Below are 23,911 nucleotides of genomic sequence, written 5' to 3' on the forward strand. Positions count from 1 at the left end.
TCACCGTCACCGTTCCATTTGAAGCTCGTGTAACGGTTGTGTTCGCACTTGCTGATTTCCCATTTTTCGTTGCGGTTGCAATGACAACAGTACCTGCCGCTTGTTTTGGAATGGTAATGCTGTAATGACCACTAGCATCTGCTTTTCCTGTTGCAATCGTAGTGTTACCTACTTTAATAGTTACATCTGCATTCGGTTCTGCCGTTCCTTCTGCTTTTGTAGAATCAGAATCTAAGGCATTAATTGTCGTTGGCGCAATATTACCTTGTGCAACCGTAGTATTCGCACTTTCTGTTTTGCCTTTCGCTGTTGCACTTGCCGTTACGACCGTTCCAAATGCTTGTTTTGGAATAGTCACACTGTATGTGCCATTTGCTTGAACAATACCACTTGCAATTTGGTTGTTGTTTTGATCCTTAAATACAATCGTTGCGTTTGGTTCTGCGGTTCCTTCTGCTTTCACGGAATCCGTTGTAAGTGGATTAATTGTCGTCTGTGCAAGATCCGCCTGTGTAACTGACGTATTCGCACTGGACGATTTACCATTCTTACTTGCCGTTGCCGTTACAACAGTATTGACTGCTTGTTTCGGAATCGTAATGCTATATGTGCCGTTCGCTTGAACAACACCACTTGCGATTTGATTGTTGTTCTGATCTTTAAATACAATCGTTGCGTTTGGTTCTGCGGTTCCTTCTACTTTCACAGAATCCGTTGTAAGTGGATTAATTGTCGTTGGCGCAATGTCTGCCTGTGTGACTGGCGTATTCGCACTAGACGTTTTTCCATTCTTACTTGCCGTTGCCGTTACGACCGTTCCAAATGCTTGTTTCGGTATAGTGACACTGTATGCCCCACTCGCTTGAACAACACCACTTGCGATTTGATTGTTATTTTGATCTTTAAATACAATCGTTGCGTTTGGTTCTGCGGTTCCTTCTACTTTCACAGAATCCGTTGTAAGTGGATTAATTGTCGTTGGTGCAATGTCTGCCTGAGTGACTAACGTATTCGCACTAGACGTTTTTCCATTCTTACTTGCCGTTGCCGTTACAACAGTTCCAAATGCTTGTTTCGGTATAGTGACACTATATGCCCCATTCGCTTGAACAACACCACTTGCAATTTGGTTGTTGTTCTGGTCTTTAAATACAATTGTTGCATTCGGTTCGGCGGTTCCTTCCGCTTTCACAGAATTCGTTGTTAGAGAATTAATCGTCGTTGCTGCAATATTCCCTTGTGTGACTGGCGTATTCGCACTGGAAGACTTACCATTTTTCGTTGCATCAGCTGTCACAACGGTTCCGAATGCTTGTTTCGGAATCCTAATACTATATGTGCCATTTGCTAGAATAATCCCACTTGCAATCTGATTGTTGTTTTGATCTTTAATCACAATCGTTGCGTTCGGTTCTCCTGTTCCTTCTGCTTTCACAGAATCGGTTGTCAGTGGATTAATTGTTGTTTGTGCAATCTCATTTTGGGTTACTGCAGTATTCGCACTGGAAGACTTACCATTTTTTGTTGCGGTTGCCGTTACAATCGTTCCAAATGCTTGTTTCGGAATCGTCAGGCTGTAAGTTCCATCAGGTTGTACAATCCCACTTGCAAGTTGATTATTATCTTGATCTTTAATCACAATCATTGCATTTGGCTCGGCAATCCCTTCTACCTTCACTGAATCTGTTGTAAGTGCATTAATCGTTGTTGGCGCAATGTCGCCTTGTGTAACCGTTGTTGGCGCTCGATTCGATGTTACATCATTTTTTGTCGCCGTTGCACTAACAATTGTTCCTACCGTTTGCTTCGGAATAGTGACACTATAGTTTCCACTTGAATCTACTTTTCCTGTTGCAATCGTTGTTTGGCCTACTTTAATTGTAATATCCGCATTTGGTTCAGCAGTTCCCTCAGCTTTAATGGAATCTGTTGTTAACCCATTAATCGTTGTTGGAGCAAGAGCTCCTTGCGTTACAGTTGTATTCGCACTTGAAGATTTGCCATTCTTCGTTGCATCTGCTGTCACAACGGCTCCAAACGCTTGCTTCGGAATTGTAATACTATAAACACCACTTGCATTAGCCGTACCGGTTGCAATCGTTGTTGGTCCAACTTTAATTGCAATTGCCGCGTTTGGCTCGGCAGTTCCTTCTGCTTTCACAGAATCCGTGGTCAACACATTAATCGTTGTTGGCACAAGGTTTCCTTGTGTCACCGTTGTATCCCCACTTGCTGATTTATCATTCTTCGTTGCCGTTGCTACCACAATCGTTCCAACTGCTTGTTTTGGAATCATCAGGCTGTAATTTCCATCTGATCCTACTTTCCCAGTCGCAATCATTGTTTGACCTACTTTAATCACAATATCTGCATTCGGCTCTGCTGTTCCTTCCGCTTTTACTGAATCTGTATTTAAAGCATTAATTGTCGTTGGTGCAAGGTCTCCTTGTGTCACCGTTGTACTATCACTTGATGTTTTTCCATTCTTCGTTGCCGTTGCCGTTACAACAGTTCCAAACGCTTGTTTTGGAATTATTACACTGTATGTGCCGTTTGCCTGAACAACGCCACTTGCAATTTGATTGTTATTTTGGTCTTTAAATACAATCGTTGCATTCGGCTCGGCCGTTCCTTCCGCTTTCACAGAATCTGTCGTTAACGCATTAATCCTTGTCGGTGCAAGGTCTCCTTGCGTTACCGTTGTATTATCACTTGATGTTTTTCCATTTTTCGTTGCCGTTGCCGTTACAACCGTTCCAAACGCTTGTTTTGGAATTGTTACACTGTATGTGCCGTTTGCTTGAACAACACCACTTGCAATTTGGTTGTTGTTCTGGTCTTTAAATACAATCGTTGCATTCGGTTCGGCGGTTCCTTCGGCTTTCACAGAATCTGTCGTTAACGCATTAATCCTTGTTGGTGCAAGATTTCCTTGCGTTACCGTTGTACTATCACTTGATGTTTTTCCATTTTTCGTTGCCGTTGCCGTTACAACCGTTCCAAACGCTTGTTTTGGAATTGTTACACTGTATGTGCCGTTTGCTTGAACAACACCACTTGCAATTTGGTTGTTGTTCTGGTCTTTAAATACAATCGTTGCATTCGGTTCGGCGGTTCCTTCGGCTTTCACAGAATCTGTCGTTAACGCATTAATCCTTGTTGGTGCAAGATTTTCTTGCGTCACCGTTGTACTATCACTTGATGTTTTTCCATTCTTCGTTGCCGTTGCCGTTACAACCGTTCCAAACGCTTGTTTTGGAATTGTCACACTGTATGTGCCGTTTGCCTGAACAACGCCGCTTGCAATTTGATTGTTGTTTTGATCTTTAAATACAATCGTTGCATTCGGCTCGGCCGTTCCTTCTGCTTTCACGGAATCTGTATTTAAAGCATTAATCGTTGTTTTCGCAATGTTTCCTTGTGTCACCGTTGTATTATCACTTGATGTTTTACCACTTAATGTCGCTGTCGCCGTCACAACGGTTCCAACTGCTTGTTTTGGAATCATTAAATAGTACACGCCATCAGAACCTACTCGGCCACTCGCTAATTGATTATCATTTTGATCTTTAATCACAATCGTTGCATTTGGCTCTGCTGTTCCTTCTACTGATGTAGAATCTGTTGTTAGCGCATTAATCATCGTTGGCGCGATATTTCCTTGTGCCACGGTAGTAGAATCACTTTCAACCTTATCATTCTTGCTTGCTGTTGCCGTTACAACGGTTCCAGCGACTTGTTTTGGAATCACCAGACTGTAGTTACCGTTTGCATCTACTTTCCCAGTTGCAATCGTCGTACCACCTATTTTAATCGCAATATCTGCATTTGGTTCTGCTGTTCCTTCTGCTTTTATAGAATCTGTCGTTAACGCATTAATCGTTGTTTTCGCAATATTTTCTTGCGTTACCGTTGTATGTGCGCTCGCAGTTTTCCCATTAGCCGTCGCAGTCGCTGTTATTACTGTCCCAACAGCTTGTTTTGGAATTCTAAAGAAATACGTACCATCTGGCGCTACACGACCACTTGCTAGCTGATTGTTATTTTGATCTTTAATCACAATCGTTGCATTTGGTTCTGCTGTTCCCTCTGTCGATGTAGAATCTGTCGTTAGCTTACCAATCGTTGTCGGTGCAATACCACCTTGTGTGACAGTTGTGCTCGCACTTGCATTTTTCCCATTAGCCGTTGCCGTTGCCGTCACCACTGTTCCAACTACTTGTTTTGGAATAATAAGGTAGTACGTGCCATCAGAACTTACGCGGCCACTTGCAAGTTGGTTATTGTTTTGATCTTTAATCACAATCGTTGCATTTGGTTCCGCCGTCCCTTCTGCCACTGTAGAATCAGTTGTCAATTCACCAATTGTCGTCGGCGCAAGATTACCTTGCGTCACTGTTGTGCTTGCACTAGCAGACTTTTCATTCTTCGTTGCGGTTGCCGTTACAACTGTTCCAAATGGTTGTTTTGGAATTGTTAGGCTGTAAGTTCCATTCGCTTGAACAACACCACTTGCAAGTTGATTGTTGTTTTGATCTTTAATCACAATTGCCGCGTTTGGTTCCGCGGTTCCTTCGGCTTTCACAGAATCCGTTGTTAACGCATTAATCGTCGTTGGTGCAAGATTTTCTTGCGTCACTGTTGTATTCGCGCTCTTCGTTTGGCCATTCTTCGTTGCAGTTGCTGTGACAACCGTTCCAACGGCTTGTTTTGGAATCGTAATGCTGTAGTTTCCATCAGATCCTACTTTTCCACTCCCGATTTGCGTATTGTTTTGGTCTTTAATCACAATATCCACATTTGGTTCCGCTGTTCCTTCGGCTTTTACGGAATCCGTTGTTAATGCATTAATCGTTGTTTCTGCAATAGTAGCAACTAGTGGTACTCTTGTTCTTGCAATTTCAAGATTTTCTGAGTTATAACCAATCGCATAGACTTCATCTGTTGCCGCATTTGTGATAGTACGTGCATAATATTGGAAGGTACCATCTGTTCCAACTGGAATCTTCGTAAGAAGCGTCCCATTTACAACAAGTCCTACTTTGACAACAGAACCTGTGTATGTTCCGCGTACATAAGAATCTGCACCACCAACAACAAAGGTATTCGGTGTAATCGTTCCAACTTTTAAGTCGCCATCTTTCACCGTCACACGTTTCCGGTCTAATTCTTGATTGGATGCATCAAGACCAACTAAATACGCGACTTGATTCGTATTTGTTATCACGCCTTTTGCATAATATTCAAAGCTTCCTGTAACAGGAATGGTTGATTTTCTAACACCATCTACTTCGAGATACACTTTTGTAATATCCCCTGTTACTTCGGCTTGAATGCGACTGTCATAGCCCACATAGAAGTCTTCTTTCACCGTTACGGTTCCCGTATGTTCACGCGTAACTTCAGTAGAGGCACTCGATGTTTTTCCATTTGCAGTGGCTGTCGCCGTCACAATCGTACCCTCCGCTTGGGGAAGAATAATGAAAGTGTATGTTCCATCTGAACCAGCTTGTCCCACTGCAATGGTTGTTGTGCCTGCTTTGATTACCATATTTGCATTCGGTTCGGCAGTTCCTCGTACAATGGTTGATGCCGTTGTTAATGGTTCAATCGTCGTTTGCGCAATTGTTGCGCCTCCAGTTACGGTCGTATTTGCACTCGATGTTTTTCCATTTAAAGTAGCTGTCGCCGTTACCACAGTACCTAGGGCTTGCTGTGAAATGGCCATAGTATAACGTCCATCTGAACCAATTCGTCCGCTTGCAATTTGATTATTATTTTGATCCCTCAATACAAGCGTTGCATTCGGTTCACCGGTTCCCGTAGCCTGCCTCGAATCCGTTGTTAACGAATTAATGGTCGTTTGTGCGATACGATCACTGATAACCGTCGTGTTGGCACTTGACGTTTTCCCATTAGCTGTCGCGGTTGCTGTTACTACAGTTCCTTCCGCTTGTTTAGAAATTGTCACCGTGTAAATCCCGTCAGAGCCAATTCGCCCACTCGCGATTTGATTGTTATTTTGATCTCTCAAAATTAATGAAGCATTCGGTTCACCAGTCCCTGATGCTGTTACTGAGTCCACTGTTAATGAATTAATTGTTGTTGGCTCGATAGTATCATTCGTAACAACTGTAAACGAGCTAGATGTCTTTCCATCTAATGTTGCCGTGGCCGTCACAACGGTTCCAGCCAATTGTTTTGGAATGGTCACACTGTAATTGCCATCTGAACCTACTCGGCCTAGTGCAATTTGGTTATTGTTCTGATCTCTCAAAACTAATGAAGCATTCGGTTCAGCGGTCCCTTCTGCTCGTACAGAATCTGTGTTCAATGGATTAATTGTCGTTTGCGCAATTTCATCCGAAATAACAGTCGTATTCGCGCTAGAGGTCTTTCCACCAGCTGTAGCCGTTGCAATGACAGTTACTCCAGCGGCTTGTTTTGGAATGGTCACGCTGTAATTGCCATCTGAACCTACTCTTCCTTCCCCAATTGTACTAGATCCGACTTTAATCGCAATAGCTGCATTCGGTTCTGCTTTCCCTTGCGCTACTGTCGAGTTCGTATTTAATGCATTAATGGTTGTTTGTGCAATGCTATCTTGTGTGACAGTTGTGCTCGCACTAGATGTTTGTCCATCTTTTGTTGCCGTCGCAGTTACAACCGTTCCAGCAGCTTGTTTTGGAATCACCACACTATACTTTCCATCTGAGCCTATTCGACCATTTGCAATTTGATTATTATTTTGATCTTTAAGAACCAAAATCGCATTTGGTTCAGCAGTTCCTTCTGCTGTTAGCGAATCTGTTGTTAAGGGTTTAATCGTTGTCGGTGCAATATTCCCTTGTGTCACAGTTGTATTCGCACTAGATGACTTTCCGTATATCGTAGCTGTGGCCGTCACAATGGTTCCAACTATTTGTTTTGGAATCAAGAAATTATAATTTCCATCTGAACCCACACGACCTGATGCAAGCGTAGTCAAACCTGCTTTAATCACAATATCTGCATTCGGTTCAGCCGTTCCTTCTGCTGTCACAGAGTCTGTGTTTAAAGCATTGATGGTTGTTTGCGCAATATTTCCTTGTGTCACAGTTGTAGAGGCACTTTCATTTTCACCATTTTTAGTAGCAGTTGCTGTGACAATCGTTCCAGCTATTTGCTTGGGTATTGTCACACTGTATGTGCCATTCGGCTGTACGGATCCTGTCGCCAATTGATTACCAAATTGATTACGAATCACAAGAGTAGCACCCGGTTCTGCAGTTCCTTCTGCCTTCACAGAGTCTGTTGTTAGCGCATTAATCGTTGTCGGTGCAATATTCCCTTGCGTTACCGTTGTATTCGCACTGGATGTTTGCCCATTTTTTGTTGCTGTGGCTGTCACAATTGTTCCAGCTACTTGTTTAGGTATTGTCACACTGTATGTACCATTTTCAAGTATCTGACCTGTTCCGATTTGATTCCCAGACTGATTGCGAATCACAAGTGAGGCACCTGGTTCCCCTCTACCGGTTGCTAATGTTGAATCCGTTGTAAGGGGATTAATCGTTGTTTGCGCAATACTTCCTTGTGACACTGTAGTTTGCGCACTTTTTGATTGTCCATTAATTGTTGCAACTGCGGTTACAATCGTTCCAGCGGCTTGCTTTGGAATTGTAACATTATAAGTACCATCGCTGTTTACAGTCGTTGTCGTAAGCGTTGTTCCGCCTGCTGTTATAACAAGGCTAGCATTCGGCTCAGCCGTTCCCTGCGCAGTCAAAGAATTCGTTGTCAGCGGATTAATTGTTGTCTCGTCCATATTATCAATATCAACTAAACTTAGATTAGAAAACCGTGTGCTGCCTGTATTTGCACTTCTAAAGATGTCAAAACTGATAGTTGTAAAATTACTCCGAGCCGTAAAGGTCAGACTTTGAGTGCCATAATTAGCAGACCAAGAACTACCCGTGGTTGCTAAAGTCCCTGCATTTGCACTAATATTATTGTAACCATCTAGGGCGTGGACCTTAAAAAGTGAATTACTTTGATTAATAACCGTGTAATTCAAAGTATATCTATGACCAGCAATTGTATTAACAGATTGGAACATATTTCCTGCGGGTCCGTTATCAACTGTTCTATTCATCCAAATATCCATAGAGCCATTTCCCTGTGGTTTTACACTCATTGTGTTAGGTCTGTAGCCATTAATAGCATAGGAACCATCTGAACTATTATAATCATAGCTTCTTACCGTTGTTCCACCATTGTATGCATTTGCGCCATCCCAAATACGAAAATCCCAGTTACTAATACCATTAAAATTACTGTTTTTTAACAGGTTTGCAGCATTAGACTGTAAAACTCCTGATTTCAATTTTGGTGTTTGCGCTTCACTATCAGCCGCTCTCACTGTTAAAGCATTAAATGGAAACGCTGTCGCAATTGTAGAAGCTACCATTGTAGTTGTAATCGTACTGATTACTATCTTCTTTAATTTAGATTTTCTCATGATGCTTGTTCTCCTTTTAAATTTCATTTTTTACATAGAAAATACCTTTTACGTCAGGATTTCCTATAGCCTCCCTATTCAAAACTTCATCATTCCCCCCTTTTCCCATAAGTATATGCACACATATATTCATATTAGCATCTGAAAAATAGTCAAATTAGCTATAAAAACGGCTTTATTTACCTGTTTTATGTAATTTTTGTGACATTTTTTCTATCACAAAAAAAAAAAGAAGGCTATTCCGTTCATTTTGCACGACGGATTTTGGGCATAAAAAAACACTCTCCAAAAGTTAGACCAAACATCTAGCTTTTGGAGAGTGACTCAAATCAACTGAGAGAAACTCCTATTTTACTTTTACAATCCAATCTTTCGGCGCTTCTTTATCACCAAATTGAATGCCACAAAGCTCATCATACAATTGCCTTGTAACAGGTCCTACTTCCGTTTCGCTATAAAACACATGGTAGTCATCTCCGTTTTGAATGCCGCCAATTGGTGTAATCACAGCAGCCGTTCCACAAGCGCCAGCTTCTTTATAATCATCCAATTGATCAATATATACATCGCCTTCTTCAACTTCCAACCCTAAGCGATGTTCCGCTAAATAAAGAAGGGAATATTTTGTGATACTAGGCAAAATGGAAGGCGAAAATGGTGTAACAAAACGGTTGTCTTTCGTAATTCCGAAAAAGTTAGCAGCCCCTACTTCCTCAATTTTTGTATGTGTGGCAGGGTCTAAATAAATCGCATCCGCGAAATTTCGTTTCTGCGCATTTTTCCCAGGTAAAAGACTGGAAGCATAGTTCCCACCAACTTTTGCGGCTCCTGTTCCTTTTGGCGCAGCACGGTCGTAATCTGATACAACGAAACTAGCTGGTTGCAAACCACCTTTAAAATAAGCGCCAACTGGTGTACAGAAAATCGAAAAGATATATTCAGGTGCAGCATGAACACCAACGTTATCACCAACACCAATAACAAACGGACGCAAGTAAAGTGTTCCACCTGTTCCATATGGCGGAATAAATTCTTCATTCGCTTTAACAACTTCTCGACATGCTTCAATAAATTTTTCAGTCGGAATCGTTGGCATCAAAAGCCGTTCACAACTTCTTTGCATTCTTTGCGCGTTTTGATCCGGTCGAAACAGATTAATCGATCCATCTTTTGCTCGGTAAGCTTTTAAACCTTCAAAACACTGTTGTCCGTAGTGAAGGGCCGTCGATCCCTCACTAATATGAAGTACATTATCCTCAGTAAGCGTTCCAGCATCCCATTCGCCATCTTTCCAATGAGAAATATAGCGCTTATCTGTTTTAATATAACCAAAACCTAAATTAGCCCAATCAATATCTTTTGCCATTTTCTTCCCTACTTTCTGTGTACTCAACTTATTTCATAAGTATAGCACAACTTTTCTAGCCTTACAGTATTTTTTCTCTAGCTTGGAGCAGCAAATAAACTAAATAGAGAGTATTTTCTAACTTTTTAACTAAAAATAAGCAAATTATACTCCCTTTTTCAATAAATCATGATAAAATGAAGACATTCTTTAAAAATAAAAATTGGCGAGAGGAGAGATTGACGATGGCTGAAGGTAAAATGCTCGAAGAAAAATTGTTTAGTAAACATTTGAATGAGGAAATGGACATCATTATTTACTTACCACCGGATTACTCACCTCTTTATAAATACCCACTTTTTATCGTTCAAGACGGGAAAGATTATTTAAGCTTTGGGAAGTTGCCTAAATTTGTCGATGAACTGACGAACCAGAACAGGATTCAAAAAGCTATTTTTGCTTGTTTACCGTATAAAACAGTGGAGGACAGACGCAGAAAATATCATCCAGATGGTGAACAAAATGAAGCATACATGCGCTTTTTAGCCCATGAACTCGTCCCCTATTTAGAAAATCAGTTTCCTTCCTTTCAAATGGCAAACAGTCGCTTTTTAATGGGGGATTCACTCGGAGCAAGCGTTTCTTTAAAAGCAGCGCTTAAATATCCATTCACCTTTGGAAATGTCATTTTACATTCGCCTTTTGTAAATGATGACCTTTTAGAACTCGTTCAATCGGCAAACCCAGCTGCCCTTAAAGTCTTCCATATCATCGGGGACGCAGAAACTGAAGTGGAAACGACCGATAACCAAGTCGCTAATTTCTTAGAACCAAACGAAAAACTCCATTTTCTTATTGAGAAGAAAGGTTTTGAGTCTGAATTTCATCTATTTAACGGTGGTCACCGCTGGAAATATTGGCAACCGTTTATTAAAACTAGCTTAACTTTTATGCTTCCAACTCATACATTTGATTTAGAGAGCATGGGCGTTTAACGAAGGGAGAAAGAATTTTGACAGTAAAGAAAGTAGTAAACGAACAAATGCGCAAAGATGCCTTACAAATTCGCTTTGATGTATTTGTTACCGAACAACATGTTGATCCAGAATTAGAATGGGACGAATTTGATAACGATCCTTCCACAATCATGTTTATCGACTATGATGACGACGGTACACCACTTGCCACAGGCCGTTTGCGTCTCCTGCCTAATTACGGAAAAGTAGAACGCATTTGTGCGCAGAAAAAAGCACGTGGCAAAGGCTCCGGTCGAAGAATTATGGAAACCATTGAACAAGAAGCCAAACAACAAGGTGCATCAAAACTAAAACTGGGTGGTCAAGTCACAGCGATTCCATTTTATGAAAAGCTCGGTTACACAGTTTGTTCCGATATTTTCATGGATGCAGGCATCGAACATAAAGAAATGGAAAAAAACATTTAAAAAATAGCCTTTTAAGGCTATTTTTTTATTAATATTTGTTAAAGAACACACAATTTCATGTATAATGAAGCTTGTTGAAAGGAGTGGTTAATATGAATAAATTAATTTGGGGTTGTCGCATTTTTTACATAAGTACGATGCTTCTCCTCTTTTATGTACTTGATTACTATCATTTTTTAATTTTAAATATCACATTAGCTTATATTCCTTTTGAACTAGCTGTTTTTCTACATAAAAAAAAGCGACCTGCCATCATTTTTTGGATTTTGGCTGCCGCTTGGCTCCTATTTTTCCCTAATGCTTTTTATTTAGTTACCGACTTCTTTCATTTAAAACAGTTTAATATTTATGATTATAACGGTATTCTTCAAAAAGATAGTTTGTTATGGCAAAGCTTTACCGTCATGTCGGGAGCGGTGTTTTTTGGCCTTTTCGTTGGCAACCTGTCCCTTCGTTTCATTTTAGATGCCATAAAAGAGCGCACGAATTGGCGTGAATCCATTCTCGTCCCCATCATTTTACTTTTATCAAGTTACGGTATTTATTTAGGACGCTTTGATCGCCTGCACACTATCCACCTTTTGACAGAGCCGAGCACCGTTCTACACAGTATTTTAAATGTTTCGGGCTTTCAATTTGAGTTTATTATCTATTTTTTCATTTTACAATTAATGCTTTACCTTATGTTTCGCTATTTCCCAAAATCCACAAATTAACTTAGCATTTCAACGGTTCCATCGTTTTTGCCAATAATAAGCTCGTCCGCTATACCTAAAAAAAGACCATGCTCCACAATGCCTGATAAACTGTCTAATTCGTTAGCCAGTTTTTTTGCGTCTAATAGCGGATAAATCTCTAAATCTAAAATCATATTCCCATTATTCGTCAGAAAAACCTCTCCATCTTGCGCATAACGCACATTTGCCCCGATATTTTGCTTTTTAAGTGCTCGCTCCACATATTTATAACTAAAAGGGAGCACTTCAACTGGCAAACAAAATTTTCCGAGCACTTCAACCACTTTTGATTCATCCACGACCCAAATATTCCGTTTTGAAATAAGCGCAACTAATTTTTCGCGAAGAAGCGCACCGCCGCCGCCTTTAATTCCTGCAAAATCCCGCGTAACTTCATCTGCGCCATCAATTGTGACGTCAATTTCTGTTACTTCGTTAAAGGAAAGTAAAGGAATATGCCACTTTTTCGCCAGTTCCTCCGTTTCAATTGATGTCGCAACGCCTTTTATTTGCAAGCCAGCTTGCACAAGCTCCCCTAGTTTTTCAATCGTATAAAAAACCGTACTTCCTGTTCCAAGACCAACAATCATGCCATCTTGAACTGCTTCACAAGCCTTCTCGCCTGCCATACGTTTTGACTCCATTCTGTCCACTCCTTCTTATTTAACCTTACAATTTTAAAAGAATCCTCTCGACAAAAAATGCATTTTATAGCGTATTCTCGCATAAATCTTTAAAAATTCGTCTTTCTTCTCTCGTATTCACACTCTAATCTTACAAAAATGTAATTAGACTTTTCAATACAAGTGAGTTACATTATATGATAGTTACGTATTTAAATTTAACATTTGTAACATAATAGACATAAACGGGGTGAATAGATGCAAAAAGTAAAGTTGTTTTTTCATAAGCCAGCCACGATTTTTATACTTAAAACAGCATTCTATTTAGCTGTTTTACTTGGACTTTTATGGTTTTACGGCTTCAAAAACCCAAATAGCACCAATTTTATTTATAACGAATTTTAAAAAGAAAGGATGATTACGCGTGGGTTTACAAACGATGACCACCTCACTTACAGAACGCATTGATGAATGGGCTACTCTCACTCCGCAGAAGGTTTGCTACGAATATAATGGTACCACACTTTCTTACAAGGAACTAAAAAATCAATCTGATTCCTTTGCTTTTTTTTTAGAAGAAAAAGCTTTTCCAAAAGAGGCGCCAATTGTCGTTTACGGACACATGTCCTCGCTTATGTTAGTCGCTTTTATGGCTTGTTTAAAAAGTGGACATGCGTATGTTCCCGTTGATACTTCTATGCCAAGGGAGCGCATTACTCAAATTGTGACCGCAGCAGAACCAGCTTGCGTGCTTGCTGTGGAAGAACTTCCGGTTGAAACGGATAAACCTGTTCTCACTGCTAGCGAAATCGCTGAATTTATTCGCTTAAATACGGGCAAAAAGCCACGCCTAGCGAGCGCCGTTCAAGGTGATGATACGCATTATATTATTTACACATCGGGCAGCACTGGCCTACCGAAAGGCGTTCAAATTAGCCAAAACAATTTAATCAGCTTTTCCAATTGGCTGCTGCAAGATTTTTCATTAACAGAAGGTTTGCGCATTTTAAATCAAGCACCTTTTTCATTTGACCTTTCCGTTATGGACCTGTATCCAAGCTTACTTTCAGGGAGCACGCTAGTTCCCGTGGATAAGACTTGCAGCGCCAATTTAAAAGACTTGTACAGTCAAATTCCGCGACTGCGACTTGACGTCTTCGTTTCAACGCCGTCATTCGCTGACATTTGTTTACTTGACCCCCATTTTAACGGCGCTAATAATCCTTCGCTCTCAAAATTTATTTTTTGCGGGGAAGTCCTAACCAAAGAAACTGCACGCGAATTAATTGCCCGCTTTCCAGACGCCAAAATTTATAACACTTACGGGCCGACAGAAGCAACCGTTGCCGTTACCAAAATTGAAATTACAAATGAAGTCATCGCCGCCTATCCGAGCCTCCCACTTGGACAAGTCAAGCCTGATACGCGCCTTTTCATCACTGACCCTGAAACACATGAACGCCTACCAGATGGTGAAAAAGGGGAAATTGTGCTCGTCGGACCGAGCGTTTCAAAAGGCTATTTAAACAACCGCGAAAAAACCGTAGAAGTTTTTTCTAAAGCTTTTGATCTCATGGCCTATCATACGGGTGACTGCGGTGTAATTAAAAATAATCAATTGTTTTTCCAAGGTCGCTTAGATTTCCAAGTGAAGCTACACGGCTATCGCATCGAGCTTGAAGACATCGAGAACAACTTAAAAGAAGTCAGCTACGTTAGAAGTGCCGTCGTTATTCCAAAATACGTGGAAGGAAAGGTGGATTCATTAGTTGCGTTTGTTGTCGCAAATGAGCATGACTTTGATAAGCCGTTCAAATTGACGAAAGCCATTAAACAGGAACTCGCGAATAAAATGCCAAACTATATGATTCCTCGGAAATGGATTTATAAGACCGAATTTGCTTTAACTAATAATGGAAAAATCGATCGAAAACTTTTAGAAAATGAGGTGAACGAATGACCACCCCATACGGCTCTATCTTTTACTTTGCAATCCTCGCACTTTTTATCGCACCGATTGTGATTGCAAATTTAATGGGGAAAAGACTTCCAGTTTATAACGCGTTTGTCACGTTACTTTTCATTTTCTTCATGTTTTCAAGCAATTTAGTGCAAGGCATTGCCTTTATCGTTTTCATTTTTTGGCAACTCATTGTTGTCCGGCTTTATTTTCATTACAGACGTGTTCAAAACAAAAATCATGGCGGTATTTTTACCCTTGCTGTAATCCTGTCGATTTTACCGCTTGCAATTGTTAAAGTGCAGCCATTGCTTGCGGATCACACAACACTCGTCGGCTTTCTAGGAATCTCCTATTTAACGTTTAAAGCCACTACGATGGTAATGGAAATTCGCGATGGACTCATAAAAGAATATGATTCCGTGGAATTTGTGAATTTTCTGCTGTTCTTTCCAACCATTTCTTCTGGCCCAATAGACCGATTTCGGAGATTCCAGAAGGATGTTAAAAATCCGCTTGAACCCTCGAAATATGTAGAACTTTTAAACCGTGGTATTTTTTATATTTTCTTAGGTTTCCTTTATAAGTTCATCATCGCCTATTTAATCGATGTTCATTGGAAAACCCCACTTGAAGGACTTTTAATCCAACATGTTGATTTTAATATGAGTTTGCTTGGCTATATGTACGCGTATAGTATGTACTTATTTTTTGATTTTGCAGGTTACAGTTTGTTCGCTGTTGGGGTTTCCTACCTACTCGGCGTCCAAACACCAATGAACTTCAACAAACCGTTTCTCGCACGCAACATTAAGGACTTCTGGAATCGTTGGCACATGACGCTTTCATTTTGGTTCCGCGACTTCATTTTCATGCGGTTCGTCTTCTTTTTGACGAAAAAGAAATGGTTTAAAAGTAAATTTACAATCGCTTATATCGCGTACTTTGTCAATTTTTTCATCATGGGAATTTGGCACGGCCTTCACTGGTACTACGTTGTTTACGGCTTATACCAAGCGTTGCTTATCGTCGGTTTCGACATTTTTGAGCGCATCAACAAAAAATATAAGTTTTATCCAAAAAATAAAATCACTTATGTTATTGGAATGTTCATTACGTTTAACTTCGTTTGCTTCGGCTTCCTCATTTTCTCTGGCATATTTGATAAAATAACTTTCTAAGGTGGTAATAAAAATGAGTTTTCGTGATCAAGTTTTAGATATTTTAGAAGAAATTACAGAATCAGAAGAAGTAAAAGAAAATACAAGCGTCCGCTTATTTGACGAGGGCTTACTCGACTCAATGGCAACAGTGCAACTCCTTGTTGAAATTGAAAGTAGTCTCGATATTACGGTTCCCGTTTCCGAATTCGACCGCGACGAATGGGCAACGCCAGAACTTGTGATTAAGCAATTAGAGGCCCTCAAATCATGAGAAAAAAACTATGGATGACATTTGGCCCCATTTTAGTGGCTTGCGGTGTCTTCTTGTTTATTCTTTTCGGACCGAGTGCGCTATTTGGTGGCGTTTCAAATACGGCCGTTCAAAATGCGGCTACGTCCATGAACGGGAATGTCGTAGGTGGGAAAATTTTGCAACAAACAGCGATGAATCAAGATTACATGCCCATTTTCGGTTCCTCGGAACTATCGCGCATTGATCCCTTCCACCCGAGCGTCATTGCAAAAAAATACGGCACAAGCTACACGCCGTTTTTAATCGGCCAGCCTGGTACGCAGTCGCTCTTTCATTATTTGGACATCAACATGCTATCCGATCAACTGAAAGGGAAAAAAGTCGTCTTTATTTTATCGCCACAATGGTTCCAACCAAATGGCGTAGATGATGCTCATTTTGGCGCAACATTTTCGCCCATTCAAGCGTACACGTTTGCGCTTCAGGAAGAAAAAGATACACCGGAGCGTAGGTTTGCTGCAAGGCGGCTTCTTAGCTACAAAGTCGTCCAAAACGACTCAACGCTCACAAAATTGCTCGAAAACATCACTACACCGGGACCAAACAAGCCGCACGACTCCATGCTAACGCGCGCCGCTGCGGAAATCGAGTACCGTATTTTAATCCGAAAAGATGAGCTCGAATCAAAATTAGTCACTGGCTCAAAAGAGAAGCGAATTCAGGAAGGCGTTAAAATGCTTCCTCCTGTTCTAAATTTCGATGAACTAGACAAAATGGCCGCTTCGCTTGGTGAAAAAAGTACTGGTGACAATCCATTTCATGTGAAACAAAAATATTTCGATAAGAAAATTTCACCAAATATGGCTAAACTTAAAGATAGTCGTCAAAATTTAAGTTATGCAAGCTCACCTGAATATGACGATTTGCAACTTGTAATGGACGCCTTCAAAAATGCAGGTGCTGATGTATTATTTGTAAATCCTCCTGTAAATGGCGAATGGCTGCGATTTATCGGCATGAAACAAGAGGGACTTGACGAATATTATAAAAAAACAAAAGAGCAAGTGGAGCAAAACGGCTTCCGTTATATTTCGCTTGAAGACCGTCAAGACTCGCCTTACTTTTTAGAAGACCCTATCCATTTAAGTTGGCGCGGCTGGGTGCAAATTGACGACGCCATCGCCAAATTCGCCAAACAACAAGCGCCAACAAGCTACCCAGAAACGCCTCGTGATTTCTATTTTCACAAAGCAAAACTACCAAAAGAACTTAAAAAAGATTTAGAAACGAAAAATTAAAATAAACAGCTCAGCAAAATCCGGATTTTGCTGAGCTGTTTTTAATTTAACTACTTTATTTCTCCCCGTACCATTCATTTTCAGTAAGTCCGGACTGATTCCGGAATTCTTCTGCATACTCTTTTAACATGATTCCCTCTACGACTACTTTTGCATTAAATAACAGAATTGGAAGCAATGAAAAGACAATTAGGAGAACTACTAATAATCCAATAATAACTAATATAACAAACGTCCCTAACCACTCATTTTGGATAGATATTTTATCAAGAGACTTATCATCTTTAATAAACCACCATTTAATAAGCCTATAAAATTGTGTTCCCAAAATAATAATCACTACTAAACCTATTGATAGTTTAAACATCCCTTTATTCCATATCTTTGACGTTTTTGACTCTTTTATATCCATACCATGCTTCCTTAGATAGTTCTGAACCAAATAGCTACATCGAAAATAGCAAAGCACCAAAATAATAATCAAATAACAGAACGCCAGCAAAAGATAAAATTCTCCAAACGGTTTATTTCCATCAATTCTCATGCCTAATACTAAGCTTATGCTAAGTGTTTGAACCATCATATATTTGGCTATTACCCAACCAAAATCGCTCAAAGATTTATTTTTAGATTTTATAATAAAGTAAAAGGCAAGGCTTATCAAAATTATAGTAATTAGAATACTTGTAATAACAAACGAATTTTTTAACGGTAGCAGCGCAATGAATCCACAAAAAAATGCAAGAAATATTATTTGCAGCTCACGGGTGAATAAATTTTCCGTAGGATTTTTTGTTTGTTGAACAAGCTTCTGTATATCTACAAATCGACTCGCCTGCTCAAATGAGGTTTGTTTTGCGATAATTTTCATTTAAATACTCCATTCCATATGGGAATCTATTATGATTTGATTATTTTTCAAATATTGGATTAAAATTAGGGCTACCACTCTGAGGTTGCACACCTATTCGATAATGCTTATCTGGTGCAACACTATCATGCTTTCCGTACAACTTATACTGTTCATCAAGCCATTCTCTCTTATTATTCTCTCTTGTTTCAGCACTACCACTTAAACCAAAGTAAAAACTATGAGAGTTAATATGAATATTTCCCAAGACAATATTAACTTTTATCTCAGGAGTAGTTATATCCACGCCTTTAATCATCGTATTTAATGTCCCGGCTATGGCTCCAATAGGCCCTCCATACTGTACCCCTTCTAGCGGTCCAGCATTCCATATAAATAGACTCAACCCACCATACACTGCTTTACTTGCATCCCCATAAGCTGGACTCTCTGGATTGATGTACTCTTCATAAGCATACGCTGTGATGCTTAATGTGTCTCCGCCATATCCAATACCTTCCCTCGCCACTGGATGCGCCTTAACAAATTCAGAAACCGGCTTCAACTTTTTAAATACATCCAAGCCAACTTTAGAGCTCGCAATTAGTTTTGCACCTTCACTTGTTCTAGAAAGAATTTTGGTCGAATAGCCAATTGGTGCTAAGACGCTCCAGCCTTTTTCGCTCAATTTAGTTAAACCATTATATACAACTGCTTGTGTTGCAAAAGATGCTTCACCTAGATAGGAAGCAAATTTAGGACTGTTTAAAACGTTTGTAGCCACATCTTTAGGCAATTTATTCCAGCTTTCTTGTGCAATAAAAATTCCAAGAGCTGCATCTTGTAAGCTATCAGGAAATTTGTCTAAAGCGCCTATCACATAGTCAAACAAACGATCATTATTTTTGATTTTCTCAATTGCTGCCGCTGGATTTTTTTCAAATAGCTCATTTAATTCTTTAATCGCTACTTTCTTCTCCTGATTTTCCATTTCTTCTAGCTGTTCCTTACTTTTCAGCTCCGTAAACCAGCTTTTATCGGCACCTTTAGGAAATTTGTATGTACCATCTTTTTTTATCGTTATGCTATTCAATACTAACACACTTTGCATCGCTAATTTCATATCATCCAGACTACTATTAAATAAACCTTTTGTTTGCCCTTCAAATTCATAAAGCTTCTCAATTTTCTTTTGAAGTTCATCAATTTCTTGGTCAAGACTGTTAGACATTTGACTTAATTTTCTCTTGTGATTTTGTGCAACATCAATTAATGCTGTATTTTTATTCATTCTTAAAAACATATCGATAATAACTGTTGTTCCTTCAACAGATGCTTTCATATTTTTTTGCGTTGCTATTTGTTGATTTAGATTGTCTTCATCCAAATAGTCTTCACTTGAAACAACGGCATCCGCAAGCTGATATTTGTTTAATTCTTGTTCAATACTATCACATGCAGTAGTCACTCTTGTAATAGTTGGTATAACAAGATCTGTAAATAATCCTTTCCCAGCTGTATAAGCAGCTCCAGACAATTTGCGCCCGTCCACAGCCTGAATCACTTTTTGGCTTCCAGCTTTTAGCTGTGTGATGGTTTCTTTCCCACTTGATAAATTTTTAGACAGAGCTTGGATTAACTTGCTTGATTCGCTACTTGAATAAATTAGTCCCAAGGAAGTTCATTCCTTTCCTTATAAAGAGTTTCTCGTTCCTCATCCATTTGACAAATCTCTTTCTTGAAAGCAAATGTAAACTCTTCGTGGGCGTTTCGTATTTGTTGCCGAAAACTATGCGCCATACAATCATTCCTTTGCTGCATTCGAAAATCTTCTTTATGCTGATAGTTCGCATTTTCTTCATTCAATATTTGTAATCTTTGAAACCCGTTCTGCAAATCCACTTCTAAACGCTCTAGCGCATTTTCTATTGTAGCTCGTTCCTCACTCAATTGGTCAATCTGATTCTCTTTTTCTACAATTAGTTGATTATAAGCAGTTCGTTTTCCCTCATTCGTTTTCTCTACCAACTTTTTTCATCTCCTAAAATTTAATCTGGCTATCTTGAAGAGCCATCATTTCGGCTATTTTTGGAAATTTCTCACTCTCGGCCTGCACACAATCTACAAGCTCAGCTAAATTTGGTAACAACTGGTTATTCACTTTTTTTCCTGTTTGCATGCTTGAAATCGTACTTTTAGCTAAAGAAACCTGTTCTCCCTTATTAACAGAAATTGCTTTGACATCAGCAACTGCTGTATTTGCTATAGTCGTATTAGATGCTATTTTCCCCATCCCTTGTGTTTCCTTTCTATATGTATTGTTTTCTTCCAATTTTAAATATAGCACACGCCCCGGACCATGTCTACGCTCGTCTCATGACACAAAATTAGGCTCCGTGTTTCCCTTAAAAAACAGAAAACAGGAGCCTAGAATGCATACTTTAGAATCCGATAATATGATAACCGCTATCGACGTGAATTAACTCGCCTGTAATGCCTCTTGAAAGTGGGCTAAACAAGAAGAGTGCCGTATCGCCAACTTCTTCAGGCTGTGTCGAGCGTTTAAGCGGTGCTTTTTCCTCCACAATTGCAAGAGATTTCGTGAAACTGCTTACTCCGCGTGCGGATAATGTACGAATTGGGCCTGCGGAAATTGCATTGACGCGTACGCCGATTTTGCCAAGATCCATCGCCATATATTTGACAGTAGCATCAAGAGAAGCTTTTGCTACACCCATAATATTGTAGTTTTCGACAACGCGCTCGCCGCCAAGATACGTAAGTGTCAGTAAGCTCGCATCTTCTGTTAGCATATCTAAATGTTTTAACGTGCGCGCAACAGCTGTAAAGGAGTAGGAGCTAATTTCGTGCGCTTGTAAGAAACTTTCGCGGTCTACTTCTAAATAATCGCCAGCTAGGAAATCTTTGTTGGCAAACGCGATACAATGCGCTAGACCACTAATTTTTCCAACGTGCGCTTTAATCGTTTCAAAAGCGGATTTAATGCCTTCTTCGCTTGTTACATCACATTGAACGACAGGTGCCGCATGATTTTTTTCCGAAAGTGTACTAGAAAGTTCATCGATGCTTTTCTTCGCGCGCTCATCCGCATATGTAAAGACAAGACTTGCCCCCGCATCATTTAAAGATTTCGCAATCGACCAAGCGATACTGCGTTTATTCGCTACCCCCATCACAACATACGTTTTTCCCTCTAAAGTTAAATTCATTACTAATTCCTCCTCAATTTGCATTGCCTTTTCTATTTTACATCATTTTAAAGCTCATTTTCCACATTTTTCTAAAGAAGCGCTTGTAAATCTTCTGGCAAAGGGATTTCAAACTCCATATACTCTTCGGTAAAAGGATGCACCAAGTGTAGATGATACGAGTGTAGAGCGTTTCGTGCTAACAATTCATTTGGCCCACCATACATCGTGTCACCGATTAAAGGATGGCCGATATAAGAAAAGTGCACCCGAATTTGATGCGTCCTTCCTGTTTCAAGCTCAATTTGCAAATGATCAAACGACGTGTAACTGCCAATTCGCTTGTAGTTTGTCTTCGCATATTTCCCGTCAGGCGCGACCATGCGTTCCATGATGCTAATATCGCTATTACGCCCAATTGGTGCTTCAATAAAACCCTCGTCCTCCGCCAAGTTGCCCGAAACAAGCGCCTGATAGCGCCGTTTTAACAGCCCCTTTTGAAGCGTCCAGCTTAGACGAGCGTGTGCGAACCGATTTTTCGCAATCAACATCAGACCAGATGTTTCACGGTCTAAACGCGTCACAATGTGAATCGCCGAATCGAGACCAATTGTTTCATAGTAACCCTTTAAATGATTCGCAACAGACCCACTCGGATGATACTGCGCCGGAATGCTCGCCATGCCCGCTTCCTTGTTCAAAACTAAAATAAAATCGTCCTCATACACAACATTTAGCGGTTTAAACTCCGCAATTAAACGCGTGTTTTCCTTTTCAGGTGGAAAATGGATACGAATCTTATCCCCCGCCTGAACTTTATACAGCACATTTTGTTCCTCGCCGTTTACTTCAATTTTGCCCTCTTCATTATATTTCACCGAAGCAAGTAACTGTTTTGAAATATGATGATGTCGTAAAAACGTTCGAAGTAAAATGCCCGTTTCTTGTTCACTAACTCGCCACTCTAAAAACAAAACCTTTTTTCCTCCTAGTCTTCAATAAAGGAATCATGCACTCGTTTCCAAAAAGGGAACGACCGAAAACGAGCAAATTGCATCTCCACACTTGCTACTTCATATACAATTTCGCGCACATCGCGATGCAAAATACTTAAATGATCCACTGAAATTTGAAAGTCTTTGTCATTTACTGGTTTTAATTTCACTTGATGATGTTCTGGAAAAACAAGCGGACTTCCAATCGTCCGGTAAATGCGGTTATTGATGGAAGCCATTTCCGTAAGCTGCATGGCTTTGACAGATGGATGCATAAGGGCGCCGCCAAGCGATTTGTTGTAGGCTGTTGTGCCACTAGGCGTGGACATGCATAGCCCGTCACCGCGGAAGCGCTCGAAATGACTTTCATTAATCATAACATCAACGACAAAGGGACCTCCGGAACTTTTTATCGTGGATTCATTTAAAGCTAAATAAACGGCTTCTTTTTTCCCTAATTCGTAGTGGACGGTCGTTTTTAAGAGCGGATAGCACACTTTATCATATTTGCCTTCTGCAATGCGTTCCACTAACTTTTCCGCTTCGTTCGGGCGCCAATCTGCGTAAAAGCCCAAATGCCCCGTGTGAATCCCAACAAACGCCGTTCGGTCTAAGCGATGTTCATATTCATGAAAAGCAGCGAGCAGCGTCCCGTCACCACCGATGGAAATGACAATTTCTGGATTTAGCGCATCATACTCCATTTCGTATTCATCAAAAGCAGCAATCATCGTTAGCCTAAGTAAATTGGACTTTTCGTCCCCTTTCGATGTAATCACATATTTCACTGTGCATTCTCCTTTTATCGTTCACTATTTTTTAGGCAATTCATGATGACTTTGCGTCTTACTTTTCGGCACATCTTTGTTTTTCGAAAAATAAACTTGCGCTTCTTGAATTTCTTCGCGAATTTGGCTCATCTCTTCATCAAGTTGAAAAGCCGCTTCCGCCGCACGTTTCAAACGCGTGTTAATCGCTTCTGGAAACTCCCCTTGATATTTATAGTTTACAGAATGTTCAATTGTTGCCCAAAAATTCATCGCCAGCGTCCGAATTTGAATTTCGACAAGAATTTTTTCCTCGCCACTAATTGTTTCCACCGGATATTCAATCACCACATGGTACGAACGATAACCGCTCGGCTTTTTATTCGCAATATAGTCACGTTCCTCCACAATCCGAAAATCTTTCCTTTGTCTAAGCAAATGAACGACCGTTTCAATATCATCAACAAATTGGCACATCATACGTAGACCCGCAATATCCTGCATTTCTTCCGCCAAACGATCTAGCGCTATATTTTTTTGATTCGCTTTATCTAAAATACTCGCAATCGGCTTTACCCGTCCTGTGACAAACTCAATCGGTGAATGGTTATTTTCAAGCTGAAACTGCGCACGCATTCCCTTCAGTTTCACTTTTAATTCATCGACAGCCTGCTTATACGGTGCCAAAAAATCTTCCCAATGGTTCAAAAAACTCACCTCATAGACTGAACTTTTATTCATACCCTCTTATTTTACCATATTTTCCT

The 23,911-nt window shown here is 40.1% G+C and carries 19 protein-coding genes; 8 read left to right on the forward strand and 11 right to left on the reverse strand.

Features of this window, described 5'->3' with window-relative positions; translation table 11 throughout:
• Together CFT42_RS14920 and CFT42_RS02545 are read right to left on the reverse strand one after the other, a co-directional pair.
• A partial coding sequence (locus CFT42_RS14920; RefSeq protein WP_088815310.1) for an Ig-like domain-containing protein occupies positions 1-8,500 on the reverse strand: 8,500 nt, incomplete at its 3' end.
• A 346-nt stretch (positions 8,501-8,846) separates the two neighbouring features.
• Complete coding sequence (locus CFT42_RS02545; protein WP_255377373.1) at positions 8,847-9,893, reverse strand: branched-chain amino acid aminotransferase; 1,047 nt, start codon at positions 9,891-9,893, stop codon at positions 8,847-8,849.
• A 197-nt stretch (positions 9,894-10,090) separates the two neighbouring features.
• Between CFT42_RS02545 and CFT42_RS02550 the strand changes: the two genes are divergently transcribed.
• The 3 genes from CFT42_RS02550 (at position 10,091) to CFT42_RS02560 (ending at position 12,005) form a co-directional block, all read left to right on the forward strand.
• A complete protein-coding gene (locus tag CFT42_RS02550; RefSeq protein WP_088809081.1) occupies positions 10,091-10,840 on the forward strand; it encodes an alpha/beta hydrolase in 750 nt (249 codons plus the stop codon).
• Between the two features lie 17 nt (positions 10,841-10,857).
• On the forward strand, positions 10,858-11,289 hold the full coding sequence (locus CFT42_RS02555; protein ID WP_179946578.1) for a GNAT family N-acetyltransferase: 432 nt from the start codon (positions 10,858-10,860) through the stop codon (positions 11,287-11,289).
• Between the two features lie 92 nt (positions 11,290-11,381).
• Positions 11,382-12,005 (forward strand): DUF1361 domain-containing protein, encoded by a 624-nt coding sequence (locus CFT42_RS02560; RefSeq protein ID WP_088815311.1) that lies wholly within the window; start codon positions 11,382-11,384, stop codon positions 12,003-12,005.
• Here CFT42_RS02560 and rpiA read toward each other — a convergent pair.
• Positions 12,002-12,670: a ribose-5-phosphate isomerase RpiA gene (gene rpiA / locus CFT42_RS02565; protein ID WP_088809083.1), complete on the reverse strand. Its 669-nt coding sequence runs from the start codon at positions 12,668-12,670 to the stop codon at positions 12,002-12,004. The genes CFT42_RS02560 and rpiA overlap by 4 nt on opposite strands.
• 237 nt (positions 12,671-12,907) lie before the next feature.
• On the opposite strand from rpiA, the gene CFT42_RS02570 reads away from it, so the two are divergent.
• Genes CFT42_RS02570 through dltD form a run of 5 tightly spaced genes read left to right on the forward strand, consistent with a single transcriptional unit; the run spans position 12,908 to position 17,323 of the window.
• A complete protein-coding gene (locus CFT42_RS02570) occupies positions 12,908-13,054 on the forward strand; it encodes a teichoic acid D-Ala incorporation-associated protein DltX (protein ID WP_088809084.1) in 147 nt (48 codons plus the stop codon).
• 34 nt (positions 13,055-13,088) lie between these two features.
• Complete coding sequence (gene dltA / locus CFT42_RS02575) at positions 13,089-14,609, forward strand: D-alanine--poly(phosphoribitol) ligase subunit DltA (RefSeq protein WP_088809440.1); 1,521 nt, start codon at positions 13,089-13,091, stop codon at positions 14,607-14,609.
• Positions 14,606-15,790 (forward strand): D-alanyl-lipoteichoic acid biosynthesis protein DltB, encoded by a 1,185-nt coding sequence (dltB, locus tag CFT42_RS02580; RefSeq protein WP_088815312.1) that lies wholly within the window; start codon positions 14,606-14,608, stop codon positions 15,788-15,790. Before dltA ends, dltB begins: the two co-directional genes overlap by 4 nt.
• A gap of 13 nt (positions 15,791-15,803) precedes the next feature.
• Complete coding sequence (gene dltC, locus CFT42_RS02585; protein ID WP_088809086.1) at positions 15,804-16,043, forward strand: D-alanine--poly(phosphoribitol) ligase subunit DltC; 240 nt, start codon at positions 15,804-15,806, stop codon at positions 16,041-16,043.
• On the forward strand, positions 16,040-17,323 hold the full coding sequence (gene dltD / locus CFT42_RS02590; RefSeq protein ID WP_088809087.1) for a D-alanyl-lipoteichoic acid biosynthesis protein DltD: 1,284 nt from the start codon (positions 16,040-16,042) through the stop codon (positions 17,321-17,323). The genes dltC and dltD overlap by 4 nt, the downstream gene beginning before the upstream one ends.
• 55 nt (positions 17,324-17,378) lie before the next feature.
• On the opposite strand, the gene CFT42_RS02595 is transcribed toward dltD, so the two are convergent.
• The 8 genes from CFT42_RS02595 to yjbM form a co-directional block, all read right to left on the reverse strand.
• Positions 17,379-18,194, reverse strand: a complete 816-nt coding sequence (locus CFT42_RS02595) for a hypothetical protein (RefSeq protein WP_088809088.1) — start codon at positions 18,192-18,194, stop codon at positions 17,379-17,381.
• Between the two features lie 40 nt (positions 18,195-18,234).
• Complete coding sequence (locus CFT42_RS02600) at positions 18,235-19,848, reverse strand: T7SS effector LXG polymorphic toxin (RefSeq protein WP_088809089.1); 1,614 nt, start codon at positions 19,846-19,848, stop codon at positions 18,235-18,237.
• Positions 19,839-20,201: a hypothetical protein gene (locus CFT42_RS02605; RefSeq protein WP_088815313.1), complete on the reverse strand. Its 363-nt coding sequence runs from the start codon at positions 20,199-20,201 to the stop codon at positions 19,839-19,841. The genes CFT42_RS02600 and CFT42_RS02605 overlap by 10 nt, the downstream gene beginning before the upstream one ends.
• A gap of 13 nt (positions 20,202-20,214) precedes the next feature.
• Positions 20,215-20,466, reverse strand: a complete 252-nt coding sequence (locus tag CFT42_RS02610; protein WP_088809090.1) for a hypothetical protein — start codon at positions 20,464-20,466, stop codon at positions 20,215-20,217.
• Between the two features lie 148 nt (positions 20,467-20,614).
• Entirely contained in the window at positions 20,615-21,403 is a 789-nt protein-coding gene (gene fabI / locus CFT42_RS02615; RefSeq protein WP_088815314.1) for an enoyl-ACP reductase FabI, read from the reverse strand.
• Positions 21,404-21,474: 71 nt separating this feature from the next.
• Positions 21,475-22,356 carry an RluA family pseudouridine synthase gene (locus CFT42_RS02620; protein ID WP_088809092.1) on the reverse strand — a complete coding sequence of 294 codons (882 nt, stop codon included), beginning with the start codon at positions 22,354-22,356 and terminating at the stop codon, positions 21,475-21,477.
• 14 nt (positions 22,357-22,370) lie between these two features.
• Entirely contained in the window at positions 22,371-23,165 is a 795-nt protein-coding gene (locus CFT42_RS02625; protein ID WP_088809093.1) for an NAD kinase, read from the reverse strand.
• Between the two features lie 24 nt (positions 23,166-23,189).
• On the reverse strand, positions 23,190-23,852 hold the full coding sequence (gene yjbM / locus CFT42_RS02630) for a GTP diphosphokinase (protein ID WP_088809441.1): 663 nt from the start codon (positions 23,850-23,852) through the stop codon (positions 23,190-23,192).
• Between the last annotated feature and the right edge of the window lie 59 nt (positions 23,853-23,911).

The sequence above is a fragment of the Listeria goaensis genome, from assembly GCF_900186125.1.
Taxonomy (GTDB): Bacteria; Bacillota; Bacilli; order Lactobacillales; family Listeriaceae; genus Listeria; species Listeria goaensis.